Origin of the sequence: Agromyces tardus, from assembly GCF_003710805.1 — a bacterium.
Taxonomy (GTDB): domain Bacteria; phylum Actinomycetota; class Actinomycetes; order Actinomycetales; family Microbacteriaceae; genus Agromyces; species Agromyces tardus.
Map to the genome: position 1 here is coordinate 1 of NZ_RHHB01000050.1, position 26,129 is coordinate 26,129.

Below are 26,129 nucleotides of genomic sequence, written 5' to 3' on the forward strand. Positions count from 1 at the left end.
CGCTGCCTCGGCCCGCAGCACGGAGTCGAGCAGCACGGCGCGGGCCTCGGCGAGGGTGCCGGCCCAGGCGTCGGCGGCGACGCGCGCCTCGCCCTCGGGATAGCGCGACGGATGCCGCTCCCAGGCCTCGCGCGAGTAGGCGGCCTCGACCGTCTCCGCCGTGAGCGGGGCCCGCTCGTCGATGCGCAGCACCCGGCGCGCGGCATTCGTATCCACACCGGGATCCTAGGGCGGATGCGCCGCCGCCGTACCGAGGCGGCGGCACCCGTGTCGGGTCGCGGCGACGACGGACCGATCCGCGCCGGTCAGTCGGGCGAGCCGAGCGGACCGAGGGCGGTGCCGTCGGGAACGGTCGTGACGCTCAGCAGCTCCTCGCGCCCGGCTCCGCCGGCGATATCGAGGGTGAGCACCGGGCCGACGCCGGGCGCGTACAGCTTGAGCTCCGCGGCATCCGGTTCGAGGGCGTTCGTGTCGCGCGTGAGCATCGCATCGCGGAAGAAGCCGTCGGGGACCTCGACGATCTCGGTCACGCTGAGCACCTCGCCCGAGTCCTCGGCGTGGCCGGCGGAGTACTCCTGGCGGTACGACATGCCCGGCGCGGGGTCGGCTGGCACCGCGATGCCGGCGAGGGCCCCGTCGACGCCGGCCTCGAAGGATCCCTCCGTGGAGACGAGGCGGCCGTCCTCGAACTCGGCGGTGTCCTCGCCGAGGTACCAGATCGCGCCGTCGGCGTCCTGCGCGTACCAGTCGAAGGTGTCCTCGACGACCTCGTCGCCGCGGCTCACCGTGTCGCGCACGATGCGCGCCTCGACGCCGTTCGCGACGGTCTTCGTCTCGCTCGTCACCGTCACCACGACGGTGAACGCGTCGCCGCCGGGGTCGAGCTCCCGGTACGTCCACCGGGTCCCCGGCTTCATCGGCCAGTAGGGGTTGTCGATCTCCACGGTGAACTGCGCCGGGTCGAGGTCGACGGGCTCGTCGCTGCGCGGCAGCGATCCGGATGCCGCGGGCGGCGCGGGCGTGCCGCCGGTGCACGCGGTGAGCGTGGCGAGCGGGACGAGGGCGATCACGAGGAGGGCGGCGGCGTGGACGCGCCGGGGTGCGGGAGGCATGCTCGCTCCGATCCGCGCGGCGCCGTGGTCGCGCCTTCCCACCAGCGTGCTCCCCGCCGATCCCGCGCGCCACCCCCTCGGGTCGACGTACCGTCGCCGGGCTCGTTCCAGACGGGACCGGCGCGTGTCAAGTCCCTCCCGTGAATCCGCACGGCTGCGTATGAATGACGAGCGGGCACCCGAACCCGCGGGCAGGCCGGGCGATCGCGTCCCGTTCGACGACGCACCCACGCAGGGGATCGCCGGCCTGCCCTTGCCCTTGCCCCCGGAAGGACGTCGGTGGGAACACTGCTGCTCGGTCGCATCGCCCGCATCCACCTCGACGACGACGTGCTCGCGCACGTGCACGCCGTCATCATCTCGAAGCTCCGGGTGCGCGAACCCGTGAGCATCGCGTGGGTCTCCGAGGAGGGGCTCCGCGACGAGGTCATCGTGAACCCCTCCACGACCGTCGTCGCGACGTTCGAGTCGGCGAGACCGCCGAAGCTCGATCGCGCGTGGCTCAACCGGCTGATGATGGCGGCGAACTCGGTGCGGGGGCTCAACCTCACCCCGCAGCTCGTGCAGGCGTTCCGCCTGGATCAGGATGCCGCGGCATCCGCCGTCGACGTCGCGCCCGGCGAAGCGGAGCCGGCGAGACGGATGCCGCTGCCCGCCGAGTGACTCAGGCGCCCTCGACGGGCGCCGGGCAGTGGAGCCGCGTGGGCGCGTTGGCGTCGCCGCGCTCGACGACGTGTCGCGTCATCGACTCCCCGCAGAGGGGGCAGCGCGGATCGGCGGGCGCGCGGTAGGGCTCCTCGGGTCGGCCGATGCCCACCTGGGCCGGTCCGGCGATCGGGTAGAGGGTGCGGTTCACCCACGCCCAGAAGCCGGGCTTGCCGTCCCACGGAGTCGGAAGTTTTTGTTCGTGCACGAATAATGAGTGTACTCGCTATATTCTGGAGTGGTGAACGATCCGCTCGAACTCGACCGGCAGCTGTGCTTCGCGCTCGCCGCGACCAGCCGCGAGGTGGTGCGCCTGTACAAGCCGGCGCTCGCCCCCCTGGGCATCACGCACCCGCAGTACCTCGTGATGCTCGCGCTGTGGGAGCGGAGCCCGATGCACCTGCGCGAGATCGCCGACCGGCTGCACGTCGAGCCGGCCACGCTCAGCCCGCTCATCGGGCGGCTGGAGTCGGCCGGCCTCGTGACCCGTACCCGCAACGCCGGCGATCCCCGCGCGGTCGACATCGCGCTCACCGACGAGGGCGCGGCGCTGCGCGAGCTCGCCACCCGCGTGCCCGAGCACGTCGTCGCCCGATTGGGTGTGCCGATCGAGCGGCTGGAGCGCCTGCGCGACGAGCTGACCGAGCTGCTCGCCGCCGCCGAGCGCGTCGACTGACCGCGCGCCCGGGCGCCCGGGCGCCCGGACGCCGGGCCGCCCCGAGCGCCCGACGCCCGACCGCCGGGGGCCGTGGAGGCATCCTGCCGTCGAGGGCAACTCCGTGCGGATGTCGGCCGCGGATGCCACGATGAACACGTGCCCGAGATGCCCGAGGTCGAGGCGCTCGCCCAGTTCCTGCGCGAGCGCACCGTCGGGCGCGCGGTCACCTCGGCACGCGTCGCGGCGATCGCGGCGCTGAAGACGTTCGATCCGCCCCTGCACGCGCTCGAGGGGCGTGCGGTCACGGATGTCGCGCGCCACGGCAAGTTCCTCGACCTCGTGTTCGGCGGGGCGGAGCCGCTCCACCTCGTCTTCCACCTCGCTCGCGCGGGATGGCTGCGCTGGTACGACCAACTGCCCGCCACGGTCGTCCGCCCGGGCAAGTCGCCGATCGCGCTGCGGGTGCGCCTCGACGACGGCTCGGGGTTCGACCTCACCGAGGCGGGCACCAAGAAGTCGCTCGCCGTCTACGTCGTGCGCGATCCGGGCGAGGTGCCCGGCATCGCGCGACTCGGTCCCGACCCGATGCGCGACGACTTCACCCTCGACGACTTCGCCGCGATCCTCGCCGGGCGTCGCACCCAGCTCAAGGGGCTCCTGCGCGACCAGTCGGTGATCGCGGGCATCGGCAACGCGTATTCCGACGAGATCCTGCACGTCGCGAAGATGTCGCCGTACCTCCTCGCGGCGAAGCTCGGGCCCGACGACGTCGCCCGGCTCTACGCCGCGATGCGCGACACCCTGAGCGAGGCGCTCGCCGAGGCATCCGGCAAGCCCGCCGCCGAGCTCAAGGACTCGAAGCGCCGCCGCATGCGCGTGCACGGGCGCACCGGCGAGGCGTGCCCCGTGTGCGGCGACACCGTGCGGCAGGTCATCTTCCACGACTCCACGTTCCAGTACTGCCCGACGTGCCAGACGGGCGGCAAGCCCCTGGCCGACCGGGTGCTCTCCCGGCTGCTGAAGTAGACGCAGGATCGGGCCTGCCCGTCGTGCGCGGGGGCGCGGCATCCGCCCGGTTCGCGCCTGGTTTTCAGCCTCGCGTGGTTCACTCGGCGCATGACGTCGTTCGCGATGTTCCCCCTCGGGTCGGTGCTGTTCCCGCACATGCCCCTGGCGCTCCGCGTGTTCGAGGAGCGCTACCTCGTCATGATGTCGCGCGTGCTCGCGATGGAGCCCGCGGAGTTCGGCGTCGTGCTCATCGAGAGCGGGCGCGAGGCGGCCGGCGCCGAGGCGCAGCGGCGATTCGGCTACGGGACCGTGGCCACCGTCACCGAGCTCGGCGCGAACGACGGCGACCTCGCCGTGCTCGCGCGCGGCGGGCGGCGCATCGAGGTCGTCGAGTGGCTCGACGACGACCCGCATCCCGCTGCGGTGGTGCGCGACCTCCCCGAGCTCGAGTGGGACGAACGCCTGGCGCCGATGCGCGAGCAGGCGGAGCTCATCGTGCGGCGCACGATCCGCCGGGCGAGCGAATTCGTCGACCTGCCGTGGGACGCCGACGTGGAGCTCAGCGACGACCCCGTGGAGTCGGCCTGGCAGCTCGCGGGCATCGCCCCGCTGACGCAGCTCGACCAGGTCGCGCTCCTGCGGTCGACGACCATGCGCGAGCTGCTCATGCGGCTCATCGACCTCACGCTCGGCGCCGGCGAGGTGCTCACGACGCCGTGGACGGTCGAGGACGAGCTCGACGCGGAGATCGCTCGCGCCCTCCGGGAGGCCGGCGCGACCGACGAGCGCACGAGGGATGCGCGCTCGGCTGACGGGCCGACCGGGGATGGGCCGGACGGCGACGGGCCGGACGGCGACGGGCCGGACGGCGACGGCGCGGACGACGACGACGAATCCGACGACCACCCACGGGGGACCTCGACATGACCGATCGCTGGATCCGACTCGACTGCCCGCAGTGCGGAGCCACCGCCGCGGCGCTCGTGACGGTGGTGCCCACGATGGGCGACGCCGGGCTCGCCGTCATCGACTACCGATGCCCGAACGGATGCTCCGTCGACACGCTGCACGACGAGATCGACCTCGAGCTCGGCATCCGGCACGTGTTCGGCTGACCGCCCGCCGGGAGCACACGAGCGAGGCGGAGGCCCGCGCCCAGTCGTGCCGGGGTCGCGGGCCTCCGCCCGGGTCGAGGGTGCCGGCGGTCAGGCGCCGGTGCGCGGGTCCCGCGGGTCGGTGGTGACGCGCGGGTCGGTCGTGCGCGGGTCGATCCGCTCGTCGACGACCGGTGCCGCATCGGCGCTGCGCACGCCCGAGGCGTGGCGCGGGGCCTGCGCGTCGTCCGCGTACCCGTCGGCGGGCGCGTCGACGTACTGAGAGTCGACGGTGCGGTCGTCGGCGTACCGCGGGTCGACCGGGCGACCGTCGACGCCGGTGTCGTCGCGCACGTCGCCGCGCCCGTCGATCGTCTGGACGTCGGGGTCGACCTCGTCGGCCTTCCGCTGGTGCTCCGCGGCTTCGGCGCGCAGGCGCTCGGCATCGCCCTGACGCTCGGCGCGCTCACGCGAGAGTCGCTCGGCGTCGGCGCGTGCCTGCGCCGCGTCGGCCTCCGCCTTGCGGGCGGCCGCGTCGGCACGAAGCGCCTCGGCCTCACGCTCGCGCGCGGCCAGGTCGGTGTCGGCCGCGCTCGTGCGCAGTTCCGCGGCCTTCTGCCGCTGTGCCTCGAGCTGGTGCTCGCGACGGCTCCGCGCGGTCACGAGCCACACGATGACGACGATCGCGATGACCACCACGATGCCGACGATGATCCAGATGATGGTGCTGGTATCCACGATGAACAACCTCCTCGGGTCGATCCGGCCAATGCAACCCCCTGCGGAACCCGTCGGCAACCGCTTGCGCGACCCGCCTCGTGTGTGCAAGCGCGCGTGCCGCGGCGCGCCCGCCGCTACCATGCCCCATATGCCCGCCTCCGCCTCCGCCGTGCGCCGCGCCCGTCTCGCCGTCGGGGTGCGGCGATGACCGACGACGGGCTCGTGGCGCGGCTCCGCGCCGCCGGATGCGTGTTCGCCGAGGACGAGGCGCGACTGCTGCGCGCGGCGGTCGCCGAGTCCGCTGAGGCGGAATCCTCGGGGGCGGAGTCCGCTGGGGCCCACCCCTCGGGGGCGGATGCCGCGGCGACCCTCGAGGGGCTCGTCGCGCGCCGCGTGGCCGGGGAGCCCCTCGAGCAGGTGCTCGGCTGGGCGGAGTTCGCCGGGCTCCGCATCCTGCTCGAACCGGGTGTCTTCGTGCCCCGCCGGCGCACCGAGTTCCTCGCGCGGCACGCGGCTCGGCTCGCCGCGGCGGCCGCGGCGGCAGGTTCCGACGACGAGCACGAGCGCACTCCCGTCGTGGTCGACCTCTGCTGCGGGGCCGGCGCGATCGGGGCGGCCGTGGCGTCGGCGCTCGCCCCGCGCCCCCTCGACCTCGTGGCCGCCGACCTCGACCCCGCTGCGGTGCGCGCAGCCCGGCGCAACCTCGAGCCGCTCGGCGGTCTCGTGGTCGAGGGCGACCTGTTCGATCCGCTCCCGGTGCGACTCCGGGGGCGTGTGGACGTGCTCGCGGTGAACGCGCCCTACGTGCCCACCGCCGCCGTCGCCACGATGCCCGTCGAGGCGCGCGAACACGAGGCGCGGATGGCGCTCGACGGGGGAGACGACGGCCTCGACGTGCACCGGCGCGTCGCGGCATCCGCTGCGCTCTGGCTCGCGCCCGGCGGGCATCTGCTCATCGAGACGAGCGAGCACCAGGCGGCGACGACCCGGGCGCTCGTCGCCGCGGGCGGTCTCGAGTCGCGCATCGAGCGGTCGGAGGAGGACGACGCGACCGTCGTGATCGGCCGGCGGGCGCGCTGACGCGACCCGGCGCCCGGCTCACTCCGGCGGCTGCGCCGCCTGCTCGAGGATCTGCGCGACCTCGGCGTCGGAGGTCTGCCGGAAGTCCACGTAGTGGAGTCCGACCGCCATGAACCACTCGAGGCGCTCGACGCACACGATCTCGTCGGCCCAGGTGGCGTTCGCGATCGCGTCGGCCGCCGCGACGGGCACCGCGAGGACCACCCTGGCCGCTCCGCGGGCGCGCGCGACCTGGCACGCCACCCGCGCCGTCGCACCCGTCGCCACCCCGTCGTCGACGACGATCGCGGTACGACCGGCGAGCGGCAGCGGCGGCCGCCCGGCTCGGAAGCGCTCCACCCGAGCCTCCAGCTCGCCCCGCTCGTGCAACTCGGCCCGGGCGAGCTCGTCGTCGGTGACGCCCCCCGAACGCACCACGTCGTCGTTCACGACGCGCGAGCCCTGCTCGCCGATCGCGCCCATCGCCACCTCCGGCTGGCGCGGCAGACCGAGCTTGCGCACGATGAGCACGTCGAGCGGGGCCCCGAGCGCGCGGGCCACCTCGTCGGCCACGGGCACGCCGCCCCGCGGCAGCCCGAGCACGACGGCATCGCCCCAGTCGCGACCCGTGAGCAGCGCGGCGAGCTTGCGTCCCGCGTCCCGCCGATTCTCGAAGTTGCGCATGCCGACCTCCGGATGCCGCGATGCGGCGCTCAGATCCCCCGTGGAGCGCCGTGCGAGCCTCGTGGTCGAGGCGTCGCCCGGCGCGTCTCCGACCCGACCCTAGCCCCGCGGCATCCGATGCGGATAGGCCGGAGGTCGCGTGCGTCGCGGGACTCGCTGCCGCCCCTCGCGCGGGTAGCGGTGCCGTTCCGGCGCGTCAAGCCCTTGAGCGCCCCGGATGGCACTCCGTAACGTCGGATTCCTCGACGAAGGGAGCGACCCATGGGTTTCCTGGATGACGCGAAGGAGACGGTCTCCGAGGCCGCCGAGCAGGCGGGCCGGAAGATCGACGACACCGTCGACCGTGCGAAGGATCAATTCGACGAGGTCAAGGCGGACGCCGCGGTGAAGCGTGCCGAGGCGGAACGTGATTCGGTCGAACGTCGCAATGCCGCCAAGGAGGCGATGCGCGACGAGTGATCCGACCGGATCATCGGGCCCCGGGCGGCCCGAACAGGCGGGCGGTGCGGGGGCGCCGCCCGCCGCCCGTGTCGCCGGTTCGCGGATCGCTCATGTTCGCCTACACTGAGGGCGATCCTTCCCCCTGAACGGGGGGAACCCGTTCAGACTGGGATTCGGCGGCGCTGCGGCGCCGTCGATCGGTTGGAGTGTCCGTGGGACGTCACAGCGTCGCGGCTCCGGCGCAGAAGCCGGACCGCCGATTCGTCGTGTCCATCGTCGCGGGGATCGCGGTCGTGGGCGTCGTCGCCTCCGCGGTCTTCCTGTGGGTGGGCGGGCACCTCGACCCGTTGCTCGCCTCGGCCGACGAGCCTGCGTGCGAGCAGGTCACCGACCTGGTGATCGTGGCCGATCCGTCGATCGCTCCCGCGGTGACCGAGCTGGCCGCGGACTTCGACGCGGACCCCGACCGGTGCGTGCAGACCGAGGTGCGCGCGCAGGACGCCGCCGACACGGCGGCCGCGCTCGCCGCGGGCAGCCTCACCGCCGACGCGTGGATCCCCGACTCCAGCGTGTGGATCGACCGAACCACGGCGACGGCCACCTCGCTGGGCCTCGGCGCACCGGCGGTCGAGGTGGGCGAGTCGGTCGCGACGTCTCCGGTCGTCTTCGCCGCACCGGCCGCCGACGCGGAGCAGCTCGCCTCCGAGCCCGTGAGCTGGCAGCGCGTGCTCGGCGGCACGCTGCCCACCCTGTTGCCCGACCCGGAGGCCTCCGCCGCGAGCCTCGCCGGACTGCTCGCACTGAAGGCGCATTCGTCGGCCGACGATCCCCGCCAGTTCGCCGGCGCGATGATCGCGCTCGGCAAGTCGATCCCCGCGTCCACGACGGCCGCCTTCGGAGCGCTCGCCTCGGCGTCGCAGCCGAGCGTCGTGGTCACGAGCGAGGCGCTCATCGCCGAGCGCAACGCCGACGATTCGGTCGAGCCCCTCGTGGCCGCGTACCCGTCCGACGGCACCCTGCTGCTCGACTACCCCTTCGTGCGCATCGGCGACGACGCGCCCGCCGCGCTCGACGACCTCGAGCAGGCGTTGCACCGGGCGACCGAGCATTTCGCGAAGGCGGGGTTCCGCGGTCCCGGCGGCACGGGCGAGCTCGACGCGCCCGGCGTCGCGGTCTCCGCGCCGGCGGCGCAGCCGGCGGCCGACGGCGCCGCGCAGCTCGAGATCCTGCGCGCCTGGGGCGTGCTCACGCTCCGCTCGCGCATGCTCGCCGTCATCGACGTGTCGGGGTCGATGGAGGAGCCCGCCGAGAACGGGCTGCGCCGCATCGACATCTTCCAGCAGGCCGCGGTCGGCGCGATGCAGAAGTTCTCGGGCGAGGTCGAGATGGGCGTCTGGGTCTTCTCGACCGCGCGCAACGGCGACCTCGACTACGAGGACCTCGCCCCGATCGCACCGCTCGCCGACGCGGCCCACACCCAGGCGATCGCGGGCATCATCCAGTCGCTCCCCTCGCGCCTGGGCGGAGCCACCGGACTGTACGACACCACGCTCGCCGCGGTGAAGCGCGTCCGTGAGAGCTACGACCCGGAGAAGGTCAACTCGGTGCTGCTCATCACCGACGGGCGGAACGAGGACGACAACGGGATCACCCTCGACGCCCTCCTGGCGGAGCTCGAGAAGATGGACGATCCGGCGAAGCCCGTGCCCGTCATCATGATCGGCTTCGGCCCCGACACCGACCTCGAGGCCATGCAGAAGATCGCGAAGGCCACGAAGGGCGCCGCCTACTCCGCGTCGAAGCCCGAAGACCTCAGCACGGTGCTCGTCGACGCCCTCTCGCAGCGCAGCTGCCGGCCGGACTGCGGGTAGCGCGGCGACGTCCGACCGGTCGGCGCCGTGCGACGAGGGAGGGCCCGGCGCGATGCGCCGGGCCCTCCTGTTCGTACCGCGTGTCAGTGCGCTGCGGGCCCCGCACCCGCCATCATGTCGGCGGGCTTGCGCACGAGCAGCGACCCCACGACGGCGACGAGCGAGAGGATCGCGCCGACGAGGAAGGCCGACCGGATGCCGGCGGCCTCGGCCTCGGCGAGGCTCGTGCCGGCCGACGACTCCACCGCCGCCTGCGCTGCGGCGACCGTGACGAACAACGCCGTGCCGGCGGCGCCGGCCACCTGCTGCACCGTGCCGACGACCGCCGATCCGTGCGAGTAGAAGCGCGGCTCGACCGAGCCGAGCGCCGAGGTGAAGAGGGGCGTGAACATGAACGCGAGCCCGATCGAGAGCGTGATGTGCGCCGCGAGCACGAGCCACGGCGACGTCTCGGTGCCCACGGTCGTGAGCGTCCACATCACGGCGCTCACGAGGATGCTGCCGGGAACCAGGAGCGGCGTGGGGCCGAACCGGTCGTAGAGCCGGCCCACCAGGGGACCGAGGAGGCCCATCGTGAGTCCGCCCGGCAGCAGCAGCAGGCCCGTCGCGAGGGGCTCGAGCCCGAGCACGTTCTGCAGGTAGATGGGGAGCAGGATGAGCGTGCCGAACAGCGCCGCCATGAGCACGGCCATGAGTGCGACCGACACCGCGAAGTTGCGCGAGAGGAACGTGCGCAGGTCGAGGAGCGCGCGGTCGCTGCGCTGCAGGAGCAGCTGGCGCACGATGAACGCCGCGATCCCGAGGACGCCCACGGCGATCGCGACCCAGAGCTGCACGCCGGCCGCCCCGCCGGCTGCCGCGCTGCCGATCAGGCTCAGCCCGTAGACGAGCCCGCCGAAGCCGATCGCCGAGAGCACGACGGAGAACACGTCGATGGGCACGACGCGCGGCTCGTTCACGTTCTCGACGCGGCGGATGCCGATGACGAGCATGACGAGCGCGATGGGCAGCACGAGCCAGAACATGAAGCGCCACGAGAGGTACGACAGGATCAGGCCCGAGATCGTGGGCCCGAGGGCGGGCGCGACCGACATCACGATCGAGACGCGGCCCATGAAGCGGCCGCGATCGGCGGCCGCGACCAGGGTCATGATCGTGGTCATGAGCAGCGGCATCATGATGGCGGTGCCGCTGGCCTGCACCACGCGGGCGAGCAGCAGCATCTCGAAGCCGGGGGAGAGCGCCGCGAGGAGCGTGCCCGTGGAGAAAAGCGTCATCGCCGCGATGAACATCGTGCGCGTCGTGAAGCGCTGCAGCAGGAACCCCGTGATGGGGATGATCACGGCCATCGTGAGCATGAACGCGGTGGTGAGCCACTGCGCGGCCTGCAGGGTGATGCCGAGGTCGTCGACGAGGTGCGGGATCGCCACGCCCATGATCGTCTCGTTGAGGATCACGACGAACGAGGCGGCGAGGATGAGCCAGATCACGCGCGAGTTGCGTGCGGCGTTCTCGGGCGCCGACGGGCTGAGGGCAGGGGCAGGGGCAGGGGCAGGGGCAGGGGCAGGCGCGGCGGGCCGCGACCGCGCGGTCGGGTTCGTCGATGCGCCGGTGGCGTCGGGCTCGACGCGTTCCGTGCTGTCGACGTCGACGCCGACGTGAGGTCGTTCGGTCAAGGGTGCGTCCAATCGGTGACGTGTGCGGGTGCCGCCGAAACGACACGGATACGAGGAGACAACCGGGGCTGCGCGACGGGCTATTCCCGATCGGCGACATGCATACGTACGCATCACATCGCCGAGAACGCTCAGCCGCGACGCATCGGCGCGATCGCCTATGACCGCACGATACCCCGCACCGCCGACACCGCCTCGCCGACGGATGCCGCGGCCGCCTCGACCTCGTCGGCGGTCGTCGTGGCGCCGAGCGTGAACCGCACGGCGGTCTGCGCGAGCTCCGCGGGCATGCCGAGCGCCGTGAGCACGTGCGACGGCTCGTCGCTGCCGGCCGCGCACGCCGAGCCGCTCGAGCAGACGACGTCGCGCCGTTCGAGCTCGAGCAGCACGGCCTCGCCGCTCGTGCCGGGGAAGACGTACGACACCGTTCCCGGCAGTCGGTCGACGGGGTGGCCCGTGAGCACCGCGTCGGGCACCGCCTCCGCCACGAGGTCGCGGAACCGGGCCGCGAGCGTGCCGACGCGAGCCGCGGCATCCGCTCGCTCGGCCTCGGCGAGCCGCAGCGCCGTGGCGAACGCGACCGCGCCGGCCACGTTCTCGGTGCCCGAGCGGCGACCGCGCTCCTGCCCGCCGCCGTGCAGCACGGGTTCGAGCGGCAGGCGCCCGCGCACGATGAGGGCCCCGGTGCCCTTGGGCGCGCCGACCTTGTGCCCCGCGAGCGAGAGGGCGTCGACGCCGAGCGCGTCGAGCGAGAGCGGGAGCCAGCCGGCCGCCTGCACGGCATCCGTGTGCATGAGCGCGCCCGACGCGTGCGCGATCGCGGCGAGCTCCGCGATGGGCTGCACGGTGCCGATCTCGTTGTTCGCGAGCTGCACCGAGACGAGGGTCGTGTCGGGTCGGATGACGCGGCCGAGCGCCTCGGGGGTGACGACGCCGTGCTCGTCGACCGCCACCCGGGAGAGCTCGAACCCGTGCAGGCGCACGAGCGCGTCGGCGGCCTCGAGCACCGCCTCGTGCTCGATGGGCGAGACGACGACGTGGCGTCCGCGGGGGTTCGCGAGCGCGAGCCCCTTCACGGCGAGGTTGTCGGCCTCGGTGCCGCCCGACGTGAAGACGACGTCGCCGGGCCTGCATCCGACGACCGCCGCGACCTCGGCCCGCGCCGACGCGAGCGCCCGGGCCGCCTCGTCGCCGAGCCCGTGGTGGCTCGACGGGTTGCCGAACGCCCCCGTGAGGTACGGCCACATCGCCTCGAGCGCCTCGCGGCGCACGGGCGTGGTGGCGGCGTGGTCGAGGAAGATCACGGTTGCTCCCGCGACCCGGCGGGCGTCGGCGCAGCGGCATCCGTCGCCGTCGCCGTCGCCGTCGCCGGGGCCGGCGTCTCGATCACGACGTCGAGCCCCACGTCGAGCGCCCGGGCCGAGTGCGTCAGCGCGCCCACCGAGATGACGTCGACGCCCGTCGCGGCGATCGCGGCCACCGTGTCGAGCGAGACGCCGCCCGAGGCTTCCACGATCGCGCGGCCGGCGATGCGGGCGACGCCCTCGCGCAGCTCGGGCAGGGTGAAGTTGTCGAGCATGATCGTGTCGGCCCCGCCCGCGAGCACGGCGTCGATCTGGTCGACCCGGTCGACCTCGACCTCGAGGTGGGCGGTGTGCGGCATCCGCTCGCGAGCCTCGCGCAATGCCTCGGCGAGATCGCGGCCACCGGCCGTGAGCACCGCGAGGTGGTTGTCCTTCGCCATCACCGCGTCCGAGAGCGAGCGTCGGTGGTTGCGGCCGCCGCCGTCGCGCACGGCCTGGCGCTCGAGGCTGCGCAGGCCCGGCGTGGTCTTGCGCGTGTCGACGATGCGCGCGCGGGTGCCCGCGACCGCGGCCACGTAGGCCGCCGTGAGGGTCGCGACGCCCGACATGCGCTGCACGAAGTTGAGGGCGATGCGCTCGGCGCGCAGGATGCCGCGGGCCGGGCCGCTCACGCGGGCGAGCACGTCGCCCGCTGCGAACGCCGCCCCGTCGGGCAGCGGCGTCTCCACGACGATGCGCGGGTCGACGAGCCGGAACGCGGCCTCGACGACGCGGACGCCGCTCAGCACGCCGGGCTCGCGCGCGACGAGCTCGGCGGTGGCGGTGGCCGCCTCCGGGATGAGCGTCTCGCCGGTCAGGTCGCCCCACGGCGCGTCCTCGTCGAGCGCGGCGCCGACGACGCGGTCGATCTCGCGGGCGTCGGTCATCAGGCGGCCTCTCGTTCGGGTGCGGATGCGGGGGCGGGTGCCGATGCGACGGCGGGCATGGGCACGGGCGCTGCGGTCGGGGCGACGGATGCCGCAGCGGGCGCGTCCGTGCGGAAGTGCGCACCGCGGCTCTCGCGCCGTGCGAGCGCCGCCGCGACGGTGAGCCGGGCGAGCTCGAGCAGGTTGCGATCCTCCGCGGTGCGGCGGTCGTGCACCTCCGGCGCCCGCCAGGCGGCGAGGCGATCGGATGCTTCGGCGAGGCCCGCCGCGTCGCGCTCGAGTCCGACGTGCGTCCACATGAGCTCCTGCAGCGCGGCACGGTCGACGGGCTCGGTTGCGCCCGTGGCCGCGACGGGGTGACCGTTCGACGCCGTCGCCGCGTGCACGACTCCGGACGCGGCATCCGGCGCGCCGTCTGGGCCGGCGTCTGCGACGGCGTGTCGCACGGTCGATCCGGAGTTCGGGATGCTCGCCGCGGCCCCGCCCGCCTCGCCCAACGACCGCGCCGCCCGATCCGCGAACACCGCCGCCTCGAGCAGCGAATTCGAGGCGAGCCGATTGGCGCCGTGCACGCCCGTGCGGGCCGTCTCGCCGACCGCCCAGAGCCCGGGCAGGCTCGTGCGGCCGTCGAGGTCGGTGACGACGCCGCCCATCGCGTAGTGCGCCGCGGGCGTGATGGGAACGGATTCCCGGCCCCACTCGTAGCCGGCCGTTCGGCACGCCTCGTCGAGGCCCGGGAAGCGACGGGCGAGGAACGCGGCGCCGAGCGCCGTGGCGTCCAGCCGCACCGGCTCGCCGTGCTGCGCCTGCATCCGCCGCCACACCGCGCGGGCCACGACATCGCGCGGCGCGAGCTCGGCCCGCGGATCGACCGCGAGCATGAAGCGATCGCCGTCCCGGTCGCGGAGCACCGCCCCCTCGCCGCGCACCGCCTCGGAGATGAGCGGCGTGCCTGGCGCTGCGAGCGCGGTGGGGTGGAACTGGGTGAACTCGAGGTCGGCGACGGCCGCGCCGGCGCGCCAGGCCGCGGCGACGCCGTCGCCCGTCGCCACGGCGGGATTCGTCGTATGCCGGTAGAGGCATCCGGTGCCGCCGGTGGCGAGCACGACCGAGTCGGCACGTCGCTCGACGAATTCACCGGCGGCCGTCAGGAGCCGCGCGCCGACCACTCGGCCGCCCTCGACGAGCAGGTCGGCGAGCATCGTGTGCTCGTCGATGCGCACGGCGCGGCGACGCACGGTCGCCACGAGCGCCGCCTCGATCGCCGCACCCGTGGAGTCGCCGCCGGCGTGCACGATGCGCGCCCGCGAGTGCGCCGCCTCGAGTCCGCGGGAGAGGCCGGACTCGTCGCGGTCGAACGCGACGCCGAAGCGGATGAGGTCGCGCACACGCGCCGGCCCCTCGTCGACCAGCACGCGCACCGCGACGGGATCGGCGAGGCCCGCGCCCGCCTCGATCGTGTCGGCGAAGTGCCGCTCGGCGGAGTCGTCGGGGAACAGCGCCGCGGCGATGCCGCCCTGCGCGTAGCGGGTGTTGCCCTCGGCGAGCTCGGTCTTCGTCACGAGCTCCACGGTGTGCCCGGCGTCGGCCGCCTTCACCGCGGTCCAGAGCCCCGCGATGCCGCCGCCGACGACGAGCACGTGCACCATGTCAGGCCTCCGCGGCGGGCGCCGCGACCGGCGCAGGTACGGGACCGGCGGGGACGGGCGGCTTCGCCGCGAGCATCCGCTCGAGGGCGACGCGCGCCGGGTCGGCCACGTCGTCGGACACCTCGATGCGGTTCACGACCCGGCCGGCGACGAGTTCCTCGAGGACCCACGCGAGGTAGCCGGGGTGGATGCGGTACATCGTCGAGCACGGGCACACGACGGGGTCGAGGCAGAAGATCTCGTGCTGCGGGTACTCCGCCGCGAGCCGCTGCACGAGGTTGATCTCGGTGCCGATCGCGAACGTCGAACCCGCGGGGGCGGCCTGGATGGCCTTCACGATGAAATCGGTCGAGCCCGCGGCATCCGCTGCGTCGACGACCGGCATCGGGCACTCGGGGTGCACGATAACCTGCACGCCGGGGTGCTCGGCACGCGCCTGGGCGATCTGGTCGACCGTGAAGCGACGGTGCACCGAGCAGAAGCCGTGCCACAGGATGACGCGGGCGTCGTCGAGCTCGGCGGCAGTGCTGCCGCCGAGGGGCTTGCGCGGGTTCCACATCGGCATCCGCTCGAGCGGCACGCCCATCGCCTTGGCGGTGTTGCGGCCGAGGTGCTGGTCGGGGAAGAAGAGCACCCGCCGGCCGCGCTCGAACGCCCACTCGAGCACCGTCTTCGCGTTCGACGAGGTGCAGACGATGCCGCCGTTGCGACCGACGAAGCCCTTGAGCGCCGCCGACGAGTTCATGTAGGTCACGGGGATCACCGGCACGCGACCGTCGGCGTCGACCGCGGTGAGGTCGCCGTAGACCGACTCGAGCTGCTCCCAGCACTCCTCGACGCTCGACTCGTCGGCCATGTCGGCCATCGAGCAGCCGGCGGCGAGGTTCGGCAGGATCACGGCCTGCTCGGGCGTCGAGAGAAGGTCCGCGGTCTCGGCCATGAAGTGCACGCCGCAGAAGACGATGGCCTCGGCATCCGGCCGGGTCAGTGCCGCGTTGGCGAGCTGGAACGAGTCGCCCACGAAGTCGGCGTGCTCGATGACCTCGTCGCGCTGGTAGAAGTGGCCGAGCACCACGACGCGCTCGCCGAGCGTCGCCTTCGCGGCGCGGATGCGGTCGTGCAGCTCGGCGTCGGTCGCGGTGCGGTACGACTCGGGCAGCCGGCCCTGGCGCGGCGACCCGGTGGGGATGACGTCGCCCATCGACGAGCCGGGGCCGTAGCCGATGGGGCCCGCGTCGAACTCCCACGGGCCCTTGGCGAGCTCGGGGGAGCAGGTCGCACCGGCCGCGGAACCCGTCTGGATCAGGCGGATCGCGCGGTCGACGGAGGCGGCGGCACGCGTTGCGGCGGTGTCGCGCGGGGGAGTCGGTGCGATGGTCATGCGGATCGTTCCTTGCGTTCGGTGCTCGTGCGGTGGGGATCGGGGCGGCTCAGGCCGAGGCGGATGCCGCGTGCGCGGCGTCGTGGGAGGCGGATGACGCGTGCGCGGCGTCGTGGGCGGCCGCATCCGTTGGGGGCGGGGCGGCCGGAGTGCGTGACGCGTCGAAGCGGTAGAGCGCCGGCGGACGATGCCGCGTGCCCGCGAGCCGCTCGCCCGTGTCGACGAGCGTGCCCGACGCCTCCATGGTGCGGCGGAAGTTGGCCGGGTCGAGGCGCTTGCGCAGCACGGCCTCGTGCACGCCGCGGAGTTCGGCCATGGTGAACCGCTCGCCGAGGAGCGCGTGCGCGATGCCCGAGTACTCGAGCTTCGTGCGCAGCCGCCAGAGCGCGTAGTCGATGATCTCGTGGTGGTCGAATGCGAGGTGGGGGAGTTCGTCCTCGTCGAACCACTGCACATTCTCGTCGGCGACCGCGCGTTCGACCTCGTCCGAGTGCACGAGCGCCCAGTACACGACCGAGACGACCCGCTCGTCGGGCGAGCGGTCGGGCTCCCCGAACGTGTAGAGCTGCTCGAGGTACTTCGGGGCGAGCCCCGTGGTCTCGTGGAGCGTGCGCGCGGCTGCGGCCTCGAGCGATTCGTCGACGGGGAGCCAGCCGCCGGGGAGCGCCCAGCGCCCGGCGCCGGGCTCCCGCAGGCGGCGCACGAGCGGGATGCGCAGGCTCGGCCGCTCGACCCCGTCGCCGTCGACGTCGGGCGAGAGCGCGAAGATCACGGTGGAGACCGCGAGTCGGGCCTGCGCGCCGTGGCCATGCTGCTGCGACATCCGCTGCCTCCCTTCTTAGAGTCGATCTGACTCGAAGTGCTGGGAACAGCTTACAGTCAACATGACACGAACGCGAATCCATGACGCCGGATGCCGCGCCGCGGCCCCTGCTCGCCCTGCTCGCGCTGCTCGCGCTGCTCGCGCTGCTCGCGCTGCTCGCGCTGCTCGCCACCTCGGCGGGCGTGGATCCGCTGGGTCGCACATGACGTCGGAATGCTGTCCCGGAACGACATCTCGTGCGACCCCGCTGCTGCGCTCGCGATGAGCGAGGGGAGGACGAGCGAGGGAGTGCCGCATGGAGCGAGCAGCTCAGGCCGGCGACCAGCCCCGCGCGGCGAGGCGTGCGGCGACCCGCTTCGCGAAGGCGACCGCGGCCGGCGCGTTCGGATCGTCGGGCACATCGTCGGCCGTCGCGCGAATCACGATCCAGCCCGCGTCGTGGAGCCGCTCGATGCGACGCAGGTCGCGACGGAACGGCGCTGGCGAGCGATGGTGGTCGCCCTCGTACTCGATCGCAACGCGATACGCGGGGTAGGCCAGGTCGACGACGGTATGCCGCCCATCCGTCTCGCATTCGCGCACCCGGAAGTTCAGCCGCGGCTCCGGCAGCCCCGCGCGCACGAGGCGCAATCGCACGAGCGACTCCCTGCGCCACAGGGGTCCGTAGCGCACGAGCGGCAGCGCCTCGCGCAGCAGCGACGCGCCGGGCGAGCCGCGATGCCGGTCGACCGCCGCGGCAAGGGCTGTCACGGATGCCGCACCGCGACGTCCGCCGACCGAAGCCCCGCCGGTCACGATGACGTCGCCCGCCGCGACCAGGTCGTCGAGGCCCAGGACCGTCGCGAGCTGGCACCACGTGGTCGCGGCATCCGTCACACGGATGCCGCCTGCGTCGATCACCACGGCGCGTGCGGGGTCGATGCGATGTCCGACGACGCCGCGCCCCCGCGGCATCGCGCCCTCGCCGAGCACGGAGACGTGCACGCGCGCGTCCTGCTCGATCGCGAGGGGGAGCGGCACCCCCTTGAGCAGCGCGGCGCTCGCGTGGCTGAGGCAGTGGTGCTGCGGCATCCGCTCGCCCATCGCCGCGATCAGCTCGACGACCGTCGGCGGGGCACCGACGCGATGACGGATGCCGCGACGCGGCGTCTCGAGATCGCCGCCCCGCAAGCGGCCCGGCGTCACTCCGAGCTCGCGCGCACGCAGCGCCGAGAACGCGCCGACGTCGGCGAGCTCGGACGGGAGCGGACGGGGCCTGCGCACCCACCCACCCTGCGGCATGCATGCTGCTCGCGCGCCGCCCGCTCTCTCCACAACCCGGTTCGCGTCCGCACCAGGTCGCAGCAGATGTCGTTGCCAGCGCTGAGAGCGACAGGAGATGCGACCTCGCAGGGATTCCGGGTGGGGTGGAATGGGGTGGGGGCGGGGACGCGGCGGGGTCGCGATGTCGCGATGCGGCGATGAACGGCGCGGGCGGGGGCCCGAGGGGCTGCGGGACCAAGGTCGGCCCGACGCGCCGGCGGGTTGGTAGACTCGTCGCACAATCTCACACCGGGCCATCGACGCGTCGCGGGAGAGCCGGGCAGTGCTGCTGACGCAGCGCCGGCCGGCACCGAAGGAGCAAGCCTCCCCGCCAATCTCTCAGGTCACCTACACCGCGATGACGAGGCCGCTCTGAAAAGTGCTCCGACGAGCGCGGAGCGATCGAGCAGGGCCAGGCGTAGCCTGACCCGTATCGAGATCTCCGCCCCGGCCGGAGCCGCCGACGGTGAAAGCCGAGCGCCCCACGGGTGCGACGCGAAACTCTCAGGCCCATGACAGAGGGGGAGTTCTCACGCGGCGCCTGCCGCGATCCGCGCGACTCTGGAGAACTCGTGACCGAAGCAACCGGCACCACCGACCCCGTCAGCACCGAACGACGCAGCCCCCTCGACGAGGTGCACCGCGCGGCGGGCGCCTCGTTCACCGACTTCGCCGGCTGGCAGATGCCGGTGCGCTACTCGTCGGACCTCGCCGAGCACCATGCCGTGCGCACGTCCGCGGGCCTCTTCGACCTCTCGCACATGGGCGAGATCATCGTCGTCGGTCCCGAGGCCGCCGAGGCGCTCGACTACGCGCTCGCCGGCAAGCTCTCCGCGATCGCCCTCGGCCAGGCCAAGTACTCGCTGCTGCTCGGCCGCGACGGCGGGGTCATCGACGACCTCGTCGTGTACCGCACCGGCGAGGACCGCTACATGGTGGTCGCGAACGCCTCGAACCGCGAGGTCGTCGCCGAGGAGCTCCGTGACCGCACCTCGCCGTTCGACACCGAGGTGTTCGACGAGAGCGACGACATCGCGCTCATCGCCCTGCAGGGTCCCGACGCCCTCGAGGTGCTGCAGCAGACGCCGGGCTTCGGCATCCAGGGCCCGGGCAACGACGAGGAGGACTTCGTCGCCGCGGTCGCCGCACTCAAGTACTACCGTGCGGTCGCCGCCGAGTACGAGGGCGAGCCCGTGCTCGTCGCGCGCACCGGCTACACGGGCGAGGACGGCTTCGAGCTCTACGTCGCCCCCGACCGCGCCGCGCGCCTCTGGGACGCACTGCGCGAGACGGGCGGCCCGCGCGTCGTGCCGTGCGGACTCGCGAGCCGCGACACGCTCCGACTCGAGGCGGGCATGCCGCTCTACGGACACGAGCTCGGCCGCGACATCCTGCCGGTGCAAGCGGGTCTCGGCCGCGTCGTCGCGCTCACGAAGGACGGCGACTTCGTCGGCAGGAAGGCGATCGAGCAGGGCCCCGCCGAGGGCGCGCCCGTGCTCGTCGGCCTCACCGCCGAGGGACGCCGCGCACCGCGCGCCGGCTACGAGGTCTTCGACGGGGACGGCCCCGACGCGCGCCGCGTGGGGGAGATCACCTCGGGCGCGCTGTCGCCGACGCTCGGCCACCCCGTCGCGATGGCGTTCGTGGCTCCGGATGCCGCCGAGCCGGGCTCGCAGCTGTTCGTCGACGTGCGCGGCACCCGCATCGCGGCATCCGTCGTCGCACTGCCGTTCTACAAGCGCACCGCCTGACCGTCGACCGGCGCCGTCGACGGCACCCGCCGCACCAGCGAACCACCGCACCGCACCGCACTGAACACGACCGCACCGGCCCAGCCGGCACCGAACCACCTCGAGGAGAACCCCATGACCGACCAGACCGCACTGCAGTACACCGAAGAGCACGAGTGGGTGCAGGTCGACGGCGACACCGTCACCATCGGCATCACCGACTACGCCGCCGAGAAGCTCGGCGACGTCGTCTACGTCGACCTGCCCGCCGCGGGCACCGCCATCACCTCGGGCTCGGTCGTCGGTGAGATCGAGTCGACGAAGTCGGTCGGCGAGCTCTTCGCGCCCGTCGACGGCGAGGTCGTCGAGGCGAACCAGGCCGTCGTCGACTCTCCCGAGCTCGTGAACAGCGACCCGTTCGGCGAGGGCTGGCTCATCAAGGTCACCACGTCGTCGCTGCCCAAGCTCCTCACGCACGACGAGTACCGCGCCCTGGTCGGCGAGTGAGGATCCACGCTCCGATGCAGTCCTCCGCCTTCGACGCCGACGCCTTCGGCCGCCGGCACATCGGCACGACCCCGCGCGACCACGAGTGGATGCTCGCGGCGCTCGGATACGACTCGCTCGACGCGCTCATGACGGCGGCCGTGCCCACCGCGATCCGCATGGGCGAGGTGCTCGACTCGGTCATCCCCGCGGCGGCGACCGAGCGCCAGGCGCTCGCCGAACTGGCCGCGCTCGCCGAGCAGAACACCGTGCGCACCTCGATGATCGGCCTCGGCTACTCCGGCACGATCACGCCCGCGGTCATCCAGCGCAACGTCCTCGAGAACCCGAGCTGGTACACGGCGTACACGCCGTACCAGCCCGAGATCTCGCAGGGCCGCCTCGAGGCGCTCATCAACTTCCAGACGATGGTGTCCGACCTCACGGGCCTCGACACCGCCAACGCGTCGATGCTCGACGAGGGCACCGCGGTCGTCGAGGGGATGCTGCTTTCCCGCCGGGGCTCGAAGTCCCCGTCGAACCGCTTCGTCGTCGACGCCGACGCCCTGCCGCAGACGCACGCGCTGCTCGTCTCGCGCGCCGAGGCCGTGGGCATCGAGCTCGTCGTCGCCGACCTCGACGAGTCGACGGATGTCGCCGCCCTCGGCGACCACTTCGGCATCTTCGTGCAGTACCCGGGCGCCTCGGGCCGCGTGTGGAACCCGGCATCCGTCATCGCCGCGTCGAAGGCGCAGGGCGCGCTCGCCGTGGTCGCCGCCGACCTGCTCGCGATGTCGCTCCTGACGAGCCCCGGCGAGCTGGGGGCGGATGTCGCGGTCGGCACCTCGCAGCGCTTCGGCGTGCCGATGGGCTTCGGCGGCCCGCACGCCGGGTACATGGCCGTGCGCAAGGGACTCGAGCGCCAGCTGCCGGGCCGCCTCGTGGGCGTGTCGCAGGACGCAGCGGGCCACCCCGCGTACCGCCTGAGCCTGCAGGCGCGCGAGCAGCACATCCGCCGCGAGAAGGCCACGTCGAACATCTGCACCGCGCAGGTGCTGCTCGCCGTGATGGCGTCGATGTACGCCGTGTACCACGGGCCCCGCGGCATCCGGCACATCGCCGTCACGACCGCGGCGAAGGCGAAGGCGCTCGCCGACGCGCTCACCGGGTACGGGCTCACCCTCGCGCACGACGCGTACTTCGACACGATCCGCGTGCACGTTCCGGGCCTCGCGAGGAACGTGGTCGCCCGGGCCCGCGAGCTCGGCGTGAACGTGTGGGAGGCCGACGAGGCCACCGTGCACATCGCGGTCGACGAGACCACGACCGGGGCCGAGCTCTCGCTCGTCGTCGAGGCGTTCGGCTTCGACCCCCGCATCGAGGTGCCGATCTCGCTCCGCGAGCTGCCCGCGAGCCTGCCCGAGGCGCTGCGGCGCACGAGCTCGTACCTCGAGCACCCGGTGTTCAACACGCACCAGTCCGAGACGCAGATGATGCGGTACCTCAAGCAGCTCGCCGACCGCGACTACGCGCTCGACCGCGGCATGATCCCGCTCGGCTCGTGCACGATGAAGCTCAACGCCGCCACCGAGATGCAGTCGGTGACGTGGCCCGAGTTCGCCAACCTGCACCCGTTCGCCCCCGAGGCCGACGTCGTCGGCACGCTCGGCCTCATCGAGCAGCTCGAGTCGTGGCTCGCCGAGGTCACGGGCTACGACACGGTGTCGCTGCAGCCCAACGCCGGCAGCCAGGGCGAGCTCGCGGGCCTCCTCGCGATCCGCGGCTACCACCGTGCGAACGGCGACGAGGCGCGCGACGTGTGCCTCATCCCCTCGAGCGCGCACGGCACCAACGCGGCATCCGCCGTGCTGGCCGGCATGCGCGTCGTGGTCGTCGCGTGCGACGAGCTCGGCAACGTCGACCTCGACGACCTGCGCTCGAAGATCGCGGAGCACGGCGACCGCATCGCGGCCCTCATGATCACCTACCCGTCGACGCACGGCGTGTACGAGCACGAGGTGACGCAGATCACGCAGGCCGTGCACGACGCGGGCGGCCAGGTCTACGTCGACGGCGCGAACCTCAACGCGCTGCTCGGCTTCGCCCGGTTCGGCGACTTCGGCGGCGACGTGTCGCACCTCAACCTGCACAAGACCTTCTGCATCCCGCACGGCGGGGGCGGGCCCGGCGTCGGCCCGGTCGCCGCGAAGGCGCACCTCGCCCCGTACCTGCCGGGCCACCCCATGGCGCAGCGCAACGACCACGCGGGCGGCGTCCGCCACGACGGCGGCCCGGTCTCGGCGGCGCCGTACGGCAGCCCGTCGATCCTGCCCATCTCGTGGGCGTACGTGCGCATGATGGGGTCCGAGGGGCTCAAGCAGGCCACGGCCACGGCCGTGCTCGCGGCGAACTACGTCGCGGCGCGCCTGCGCGACCACTTCCCGGTGCTGTACACGGGCGAGAACGGGCTCGTCGCGCACGAGTGCATCCTCGACCTGCGACCGCTCACGGCCGAGACCGGGGTCACCGTCGACGACGTCGCGAAGCGCCTCATCGACTACGGCTTCCACGCGCCGACGATGTCGTTCCCCGTCGCGGGCACGCTCATGGTCGAGCCGACCGAGTCGGAGGACCTCGCCGAGCTCGACCGCTTCATCGAGGCGATGGTGGCGATCAAGGCCGAGGCCGACGCGGTGGGCCGCGGCGAGTGGCCGGCCGACGACAACCCGCTGCGCAACGCCCCGCACACCGCGGAGTCGGTCATCGCGGGGGAGTGGACCCACCCCTACACGCGCGAGCAGGCCGTCTACCCGGTGCACTCGCTCGTGCGCAACAAGTACTGGGCGCCCGTGCGCCGCATCGACCAGGCCTACGGCGACCGCAATCTCGTGTGCGCCTGCCCGCCGGTCGAGGCCTTCGCCTAGCGAGGCGCGCCGCCCGTGGGGCGGGCCCCCTCACCCGAGGAGCCCGCCCCACACCGCCCGTGCCCCCGAGTCCCCGATGAGCACGAGCAGCACGAGCGTGCCGAGGCCCACGACGACGGATGCCGCGGCGAGCCCGATCACCACGGCGCGCGCCGCACGTGGCGAGCGCCGCCGCATCCGCTCGTCGGAGTAGCGGTACCACGCCCACTGCGCCGCAGCGACCACGAAGAGGGCGATCGCCCACGGCAGGAGCAGGAGGCCGAAGCCCCGGTGCGTCTGCACCGCGGGGATGGGACCGAGCGCGTCGGCGAGCGACTGCCCGGCCGCGACGGTGATCGGCACCAGCACGAGCACGACGAGCGCCCCCAGCGGCGTCACGATGCCGAGCCTGCGTCGCGCGGCCGGCCAGAACGTGCCGAGCAGCAACGCGAGTACCGTGAGCGGTGTGAGCACGACCACCGCGTGCACGATGAGCGGATGGAGGGGCAGCCCCCCGATCTGGAGCACGTCGTCGACTGCGGTCCGGGTCAGGTGCGAGGCATCCATGGCGAGGACACGATGCAGGGGCCCGTGCGGTTCACCGGCGGGCCGACGGGTCTGGCGCGACCTCGGTGAACCGGATGCCGCTCCGCATCGTTGTACGGGCAGGAGGTGACGAATGCCGCCCGATGACGACCGCCGGCTCGTGGCCCTGTACGACGCCCACGCCCCATCGGTGTGGCGCTACGTCGTGCACCTCACGGGCGATCCCGCGGGCGCCGACGACATCGTGCAGGAGACGCTCCTGCGCGCGTGGCGCAGCCCGCGCATCCTCGAGCAGGAGCCCGAGTCGGCGCGCTCGTGGATGTTCACCGTCGCGCGCAACCTCGTGATCGACGAGGTGCGCAGCGCCCGCCACCGGCACGAGGTCCGCGTGGCCGAGCTGCCCGAGCGCGGGCGCGAGGACGGCACGGACGCGCTCTTCGAGAGCCTGCTCGTCGAGGAGGCGCTCGCCGGCCTCGACCTCGAGCATCGCGCCGTGATCGTGCACGCCTACTACGGCGGATGCAGCATCGCCGAGGTCGCCCGCCGCCTCGGCATCCCCGAGGGCACCGTCAAGTCGCGACTGCACTACGGGCTGCGGGCGCTCCGCCTCGCGCTGCAGGAGAAGGGGGTGACGCGATGAATCCCGACCACGCGCGGTACGCCGACTGGGACTCGGCCTACGTGCTCGGCGCCCTGTCGCCCGCCGAGCGCCGCGAGTACGAGGAGCACCTCGAGGCGTGCGAGGCGTGCCGCCGTGCGGTCGCCGAACTCGCGCCGATGCCCGGGCTCCTGGCCCGGCTGACGCCCGACCGCGGCATGGCGCTCCTCGACGACGACGCCGAGCCGGCCGGCGCCCCGCGCCCCGAGCTGCTCGACGCGGTGCGCCGGGAGGGGCGCCGCCGCCGCATCCGTCGCACGCGCCTGCGGATCGGGATCGCCGCTGCGGCTGCGGCCCTCGTGCTCGTCGCGGTGCTCGTGCCGCTCGCGTTCCTCCGGCCGGCCGCCGTCGGCGAGACCGTCGCGTTCGAGACGGTCGCCGACGTGCCGGTCACGGCCACGGCGGTGCTGACGCCCGTCGGCTGGGGCACGCGGATCGACCTCGACTGCACCTACGGGACGGCCGGGTCGACGGATGCCACGAGCGCGACCGGCGACGGCTGGCCGTACGTGCTCGTCGTCGTCGGTCGCGACGGCACGCAGAGCGAGGTCTCGAGCTGGCGGGCGATGCCCGGGGCGACCGCCCGGCTCCAGGCCGGGACCGCCGTCGCGCTCGACGACATCGCGTCGCTCGAGATCCGCACGGTCGCGGGCGGCGACGTGCTGCTCTCGGCGAGTCCCGACTGACCGGCACCGGTGAACCTTTCGGGCGTGCGCCTCGTGTTCCGTTCGACCGCCCCACGCGGTCACGAGCAGGAGAGAGGTTCCATCATGAAGCTCCGCATCGCAACGGGACTGGCCGCCGCAGTGGTCGCGCTCGCCCTCGCCGGCTGTTCGAGCGGCGGCGGATCGAGCACGGGCTCGGGCTACGGCGCCCCGCCGGCCAGCGAGTCCCCGTCGTCGTCGGACTCGGGCGCGTCGTCGGCCTCGGGCGCGGCGCTCGGCACCGCGAGCTCGTCCCTCGGCGACATCGTCGTCGACGGGAAGGGCATGACGGTCTACATGTACGACAACGACACGCAGGGCAGCGGCGTGAGCACCTGCGAGGGCCAGTGCGCCACCAACTGGCCGGCGGTGACCACCGATTCCGCAACGCCCTCGGTCGAGGGCGTGACGGGTGAGGTCGGCACGATCACGGGCGTGAACGGTGCCACCCAGGTCACGCTGAACGGCTGGCCGCTCTACTACTACGCAGGCGACTCCGCTGCGGGCGACACGAACGGGCAGGGCGTCGGCGGCATCTGGTGGGTGCTCACGCCGGCAGGCGAGAAGATCGGCGGATGACGCGACCGCACCGGCCGGGCCGGCTCGGGCGCCGGCCCGCTCGGGTGCCGGCCCGCTCAGGCGCCGGCCGGCTCGTGCGCCGGCCCGCTCAGGCGCTGACCGGCCGGGGC

The 26,129-nt window shown here is 73.6% G+C and carries 28 protein-coding genes and 1 riboswitch; of the genes, 15 read left to right on the forward strand and 13 right to left on the reverse strand.

Annotated features, from left to right (window positions below; all coding sequences use genetic code 11):
• On the reverse strand, nt 1-216 hold a 216-nt coding region (locus EDM22_RS16310), incomplete at its 3' end, for a hypothetical protein (RefSeq protein ID WP_138708112.1).
• 89 nt (nt 217-305) lie between these two features.
• Complete coding sequence (locus EDM22_RS16315) at nt 306-1,112, reverse strand: hypothetical protein (protein ID WP_122938145.1); 807 nt, start codon at nt 1,110-1,112, stop codon at nt 306-308.
• Between the two features lie 279 nt (nt 1,113-1,391).
• Here EDM22_RS16315 and EDM22_RS16320 point away from each other — a divergent pair, with 279 nt between their 5' ends.
• Entirely contained in the window at nt 1,392-1,775 is a 384-nt protein-coding gene (locus tag EDM22_RS16320) for a DUF7882 family protein (RefSeq protein ID WP_122938146.1), read from the forward strand.
• Nucleotide 1,776: 1 nt separating this feature from the next.
• On the opposite strand, the gene EDM22_RS16325 is transcribed toward EDM22_RS16320, so the two are convergent.
• The gene (locus EDM22_RS16325; protein ID WP_245989480.1) at nt 1,777-2,025 is read right to left on the reverse strand and encodes a hypothetical protein; all 249 of its coding nucleotides are present in this window, start codon (nt 2,023-2,025) and stop codon (nt 1,777-1,779) included.
• Between the two features lie 33 nt (nt 2,026-2,058).
• Here EDM22_RS16325 and EDM22_RS16330 point away from each other — a divergent pair, with 33 nt between their 5' ends.
• The 4 genes from EDM22_RS16330 (at nt 2,059) to EDM22_RS16345 (ending at nt 4,598) form a co-directional block, all read left to right on the forward strand.
• Entirely contained in the window at nt 2,059-2,493 is a 435-nt protein-coding gene (locus EDM22_RS16330; RefSeq protein WP_342768532.1) for a MarR family winged helix-turn-helix transcriptional regulator, read from the forward strand.
• A gap of 138 nt (nt 2,494-2,631) precedes the next feature.
• Nucleotides 2,632-3,501: an Fpg/Nei family DNA glycosylase gene (locus EDM22_RS16335; RefSeq protein WP_122938149.1), complete on the forward strand. Its 870-nt coding sequence runs from the start codon at nt 2,632-2,634 to the stop codon at nt 3,499-3,501.
• A 90-nt stretch (nt 3,502-3,591) separates the two neighbouring features.
• Nucleotides 3,592-4,410 carry an LON peptidase substrate-binding domain-containing protein gene (locus EDM22_RS16340; protein ID WP_212591975.1) on the forward strand — a complete coding sequence of 273 codons (819 nt, stop codon included), beginning with the start codon at nt 3,592-3,594 and terminating at the stop codon, nt 4,408-4,410.
• Entirely contained in the window at nt 4,407-4,598 is a 192-nt protein-coding gene (locus EDM22_RS16345) for a hypothetical protein (protein ID WP_122938150.1), read from the forward strand. The genes EDM22_RS16340 and EDM22_RS16345 overlap by 4 nt, the downstream gene beginning before the upstream one ends.
• 90 nt (nt 4,599-4,688) lie before the next feature.
• Here the strand turns inward: EDM22_RS16345 and EDM22_RS16350 are convergent, their stop codons facing one another.
• Nucleotides 4,689-5,315 carry a hypothetical protein gene (locus EDM22_RS16350; protein WP_138708113.1) on the reverse strand — a complete coding sequence of 209 codons (627 nt, stop codon included), beginning with the start codon at nt 5,313-5,315 and terminating at the stop codon, nt 4,689-4,691.
• A gap of 186 nt (nt 5,316-5,501) precedes the next feature.
• Between EDM22_RS16350 and EDM22_RS16355 the strand changes: the two genes are divergently transcribed.
• Nucleotides 5,502-6,377 carry a putative protein N(5)-glutamine methyltransferase gene (locus EDM22_RS16355; RefSeq protein ID WP_122938152.1) on the forward strand — a complete coding sequence of 292 codons (876 nt, stop codon included), beginning with the start codon at nt 5,502-5,504 and terminating at the stop codon, nt 6,375-6,377.
• 18 nt (nt 6,378-6,395) lie between these two features.
• On the opposite strand, the gene EDM22_RS16360 is transcribed toward EDM22_RS16355, so the two are convergent.
• Complete coding sequence (locus EDM22_RS16360; RefSeq protein WP_122938153.1) at nt 6,396-7,040, reverse strand: phosphoribosyltransferase; 645 nt, start codon at nt 7,038-7,040, stop codon at nt 6,396-6,398.
• Nucleotides 7,041-7,301: 261 nt separating this feature from the next.
• Between EDM22_RS16360 and EDM22_RS16365 the strand changes: the two genes are divergently transcribed.
• Complete coding sequence (locus tag EDM22_RS16365; RefSeq protein WP_122938154.1) at nt 7,302-7,499, forward strand: hypothetical protein; 198 nt, start codon at nt 7,302-7,304, stop codon at nt 7,497-7,499.
• Nucleotides 7,500-7,693: 194 nt separating this feature from the next.
• Nucleotides 7,694-9,352, forward strand: a complete 1,659-nt coding sequence (locus EDM22_RS16370; RefSeq protein WP_138708114.1) for a VWA domain-containing protein — start codon at nt 7,694-7,696, stop codon at nt 9,350-9,352.
• A gap of 83 nt (nt 9,353-9,435) precedes the next feature.
• On the opposite strand, the gene EDM22_RS16375 is transcribed toward EDM22_RS16370, so the two are convergent.
• The 6 genes from EDM22_RS16375 to EDM22_RS16400 all read right to left on the reverse strand — a co-directional run bounded on the left by EDM22_RS16375 (nt 9,436) and on the right by EDM22_RS16400 (nt 17,111).
• Entirely contained in the window at nt 9,436-11,028 is a 1,593-nt protein-coding gene (locus EDM22_RS16375; protein WP_376917893.1) for a DHA2 family efflux MFS transporter permease subunit, read from the reverse strand.
• 158 nt (nt 11,029-11,186) lie between these two features.
• The gene (locus EDM22_RS16380) at nt 11,187-12,332 is read right to left on the reverse strand and encodes a cysteine desulfurase family protein (protein WP_122938157.1); all 1,146 of its coding nucleotides are present in this window, start codon (nt 12,330-12,332) and stop codon (nt 11,187-11,189) included.
• A complete protein-coding gene (nadC, locus tag EDM22_RS16385) occupies nt 12,329-13,258 on the reverse strand; it encodes a carboxylating nicotinate-nucleotide diphosphorylase (protein WP_122938158.1) in 930 nt (309 codons plus the stop codon). Before nadC ends, EDM22_RS16380 begins: the two co-directional genes overlap by 4 nt.
• A complete protein-coding gene (nadB, locus tag EDM22_RS16390; RefSeq protein ID WP_122938159.1) occupies nt 13,258-14,907 on the reverse strand; it encodes an L-aspartate oxidase in 1,650 nt (549 codons plus the stop codon). The genes nadC and nadB overlap by 1 nt, the downstream gene beginning before the upstream one ends.
• Before the next feature lies 1 nt (nt 14,908).
• Nucleotides 14,909-16,288, reverse strand: a complete 1,380-nt coding sequence (gene nadA / locus EDM22_RS16395) for a quinolinate synthase NadA (protein WP_122938160.1) — start codon at nt 16,286-16,288, stop codon at nt 14,909-14,911.
• A gap of 49 nt (nt 16,289-16,337) precedes the next feature.
• The gene (locus tag EDM22_RS16400; RefSeq protein WP_122938161.1) at nt 16,338-17,111 is read right to left on the reverse strand and encodes an NUDIX hydrolase; all 774 of its coding nucleotides are present in this window, start codon (nt 17,109-17,111) and stop codon (nt 16,338-16,340) included.
• A gap of 80 nt (nt 17,112-17,191) precedes the next feature.
• Here EDM22_RS16400 and EDM22_RS20200 point away from each other — a divergent pair, with 80 nt between their 5' ends.
• Nucleotides 17,192-17,317 carry a hypothetical protein gene (locus EDM22_RS20200; protein ID WP_281274100.1) on the forward strand — a complete coding sequence of 42 codons (126 nt, stop codon included), beginning with the start codon at nt 17,192-17,194 and terminating at the stop codon, nt 17,315-17,317.
• A 103-nt stretch (nt 17,318-17,420) separates the two neighbouring features.
• On the opposite strand, the gene EDM22_RS16405 is transcribed toward EDM22_RS20200, so the two are convergent.
• The gene (locus EDM22_RS16405) at nt 17,421-18,374 is read right to left on the reverse strand and encodes an endonuclease domain-containing protein (RefSeq protein WP_138708115.1); all 954 of its coding nucleotides are present in this window, start codon (nt 18,372-18,374) and stop codon (nt 17,421-17,423) included.
• A 297-nt stretch (nt 18,375-18,671) separates the two neighbouring features.
• A riboswitch (glycine riboswitch) is annotated at nt 18,672-18,779 on the forward strand.
• Nucleotides 18,780-18,985: 206 nt separating this feature from the next.
• On the opposite strand from EDM22_RS16405, the gene gcvT reads away from it, so the two are divergent.
• The 3 genes from gcvT to gcvP all read left to right on the forward strand — a co-directional run bounded on the left by gcvT (nt 18,986) and on the right by gcvP (nt 23,553).
• Complete coding sequence (gene gcvT / locus EDM22_RS16410; RefSeq protein WP_245989481.1) at nt 18,986-20,164, forward strand: glycine cleavage system aminomethyltransferase GcvT; 1,179 nt, start codon at nt 18,986-18,988, stop codon at nt 20,162-20,164.
• A gap of 114 nt (nt 20,165-20,278) precedes the next feature.
• Nucleotides 20,279-20,650 (forward strand): glycine cleavage system protein GcvH, encoded by a 372-nt coding sequence (gene gcvH / locus EDM22_RS16415; RefSeq protein WP_122938164.1) that lies wholly within the window; start codon nt 20,279-20,281, stop codon nt 20,648-20,650.
• 14 nt (nt 20,651-20,664) lie between these two features.
• On the forward strand, nt 20,665-23,553 hold the full coding sequence (gene gcvP, locus EDM22_RS16420; protein WP_122938165.1) for an aminomethyl-transferring glycine dehydrogenase: 2,889 nt from the start codon (nt 20,665-20,667) through the stop codon (nt 23,551-23,553).
• A 30-nt stretch (nt 23,554-23,583) separates the two neighbouring features.
• Here gcvP and EDM22_RS16425 read toward each other — a convergent pair whose 3' ends face one another.
• On the reverse strand, nt 23,584-24,099 hold the full coding sequence (locus EDM22_RS16425; protein ID WP_122938166.1) for a DUF2231 domain-containing protein: 516 nt from the start codon (nt 24,097-24,099) through the stop codon (nt 23,584-23,586).
• Nucleotides 24,100-24,211: 112 nt separating this feature from the next.
• Between EDM22_RS16425 and EDM22_RS16430 the strand changes: the two genes are divergently transcribed.
• From EDM22_RS16430 to EDM22_RS16440, 3 genes are all read left to right on the forward strand, one after another.
• The gene (locus tag EDM22_RS16430) at nt 24,212-24,718 is read left to right on the forward strand and encodes a sigma-70 family RNA polymerase sigma factor (protein ID WP_122938167.1); all 507 of its coding nucleotides are present in this window, start codon (nt 24,212-24,214) and stop codon (nt 24,716-24,718) included.
• Nucleotides 24,715-25,422 (forward strand): anti-sigma factor family protein, encoded by a 708-nt coding sequence (locus EDM22_RS16435; protein WP_170964173.1) that lies wholly within the window; start codon nt 24,715-24,717, stop codon nt 25,420-25,422. The genes EDM22_RS16430 and EDM22_RS16435 overlap by 4 nt, the downstream gene beginning before the upstream one ends.
• 84 nt (nt 25,423-25,506) lie before the next feature.
• A complete protein-coding gene (locus tag EDM22_RS16440; protein ID WP_122938169.1) occupies nt 25,507-26,019 on the forward strand; it encodes a COG4315 family predicted lipoprotein in 513 nt (170 codons plus the stop codon).
• The last annotated feature ends 110 nt before the right edge of the window (nt 26,020-26,129 follow it).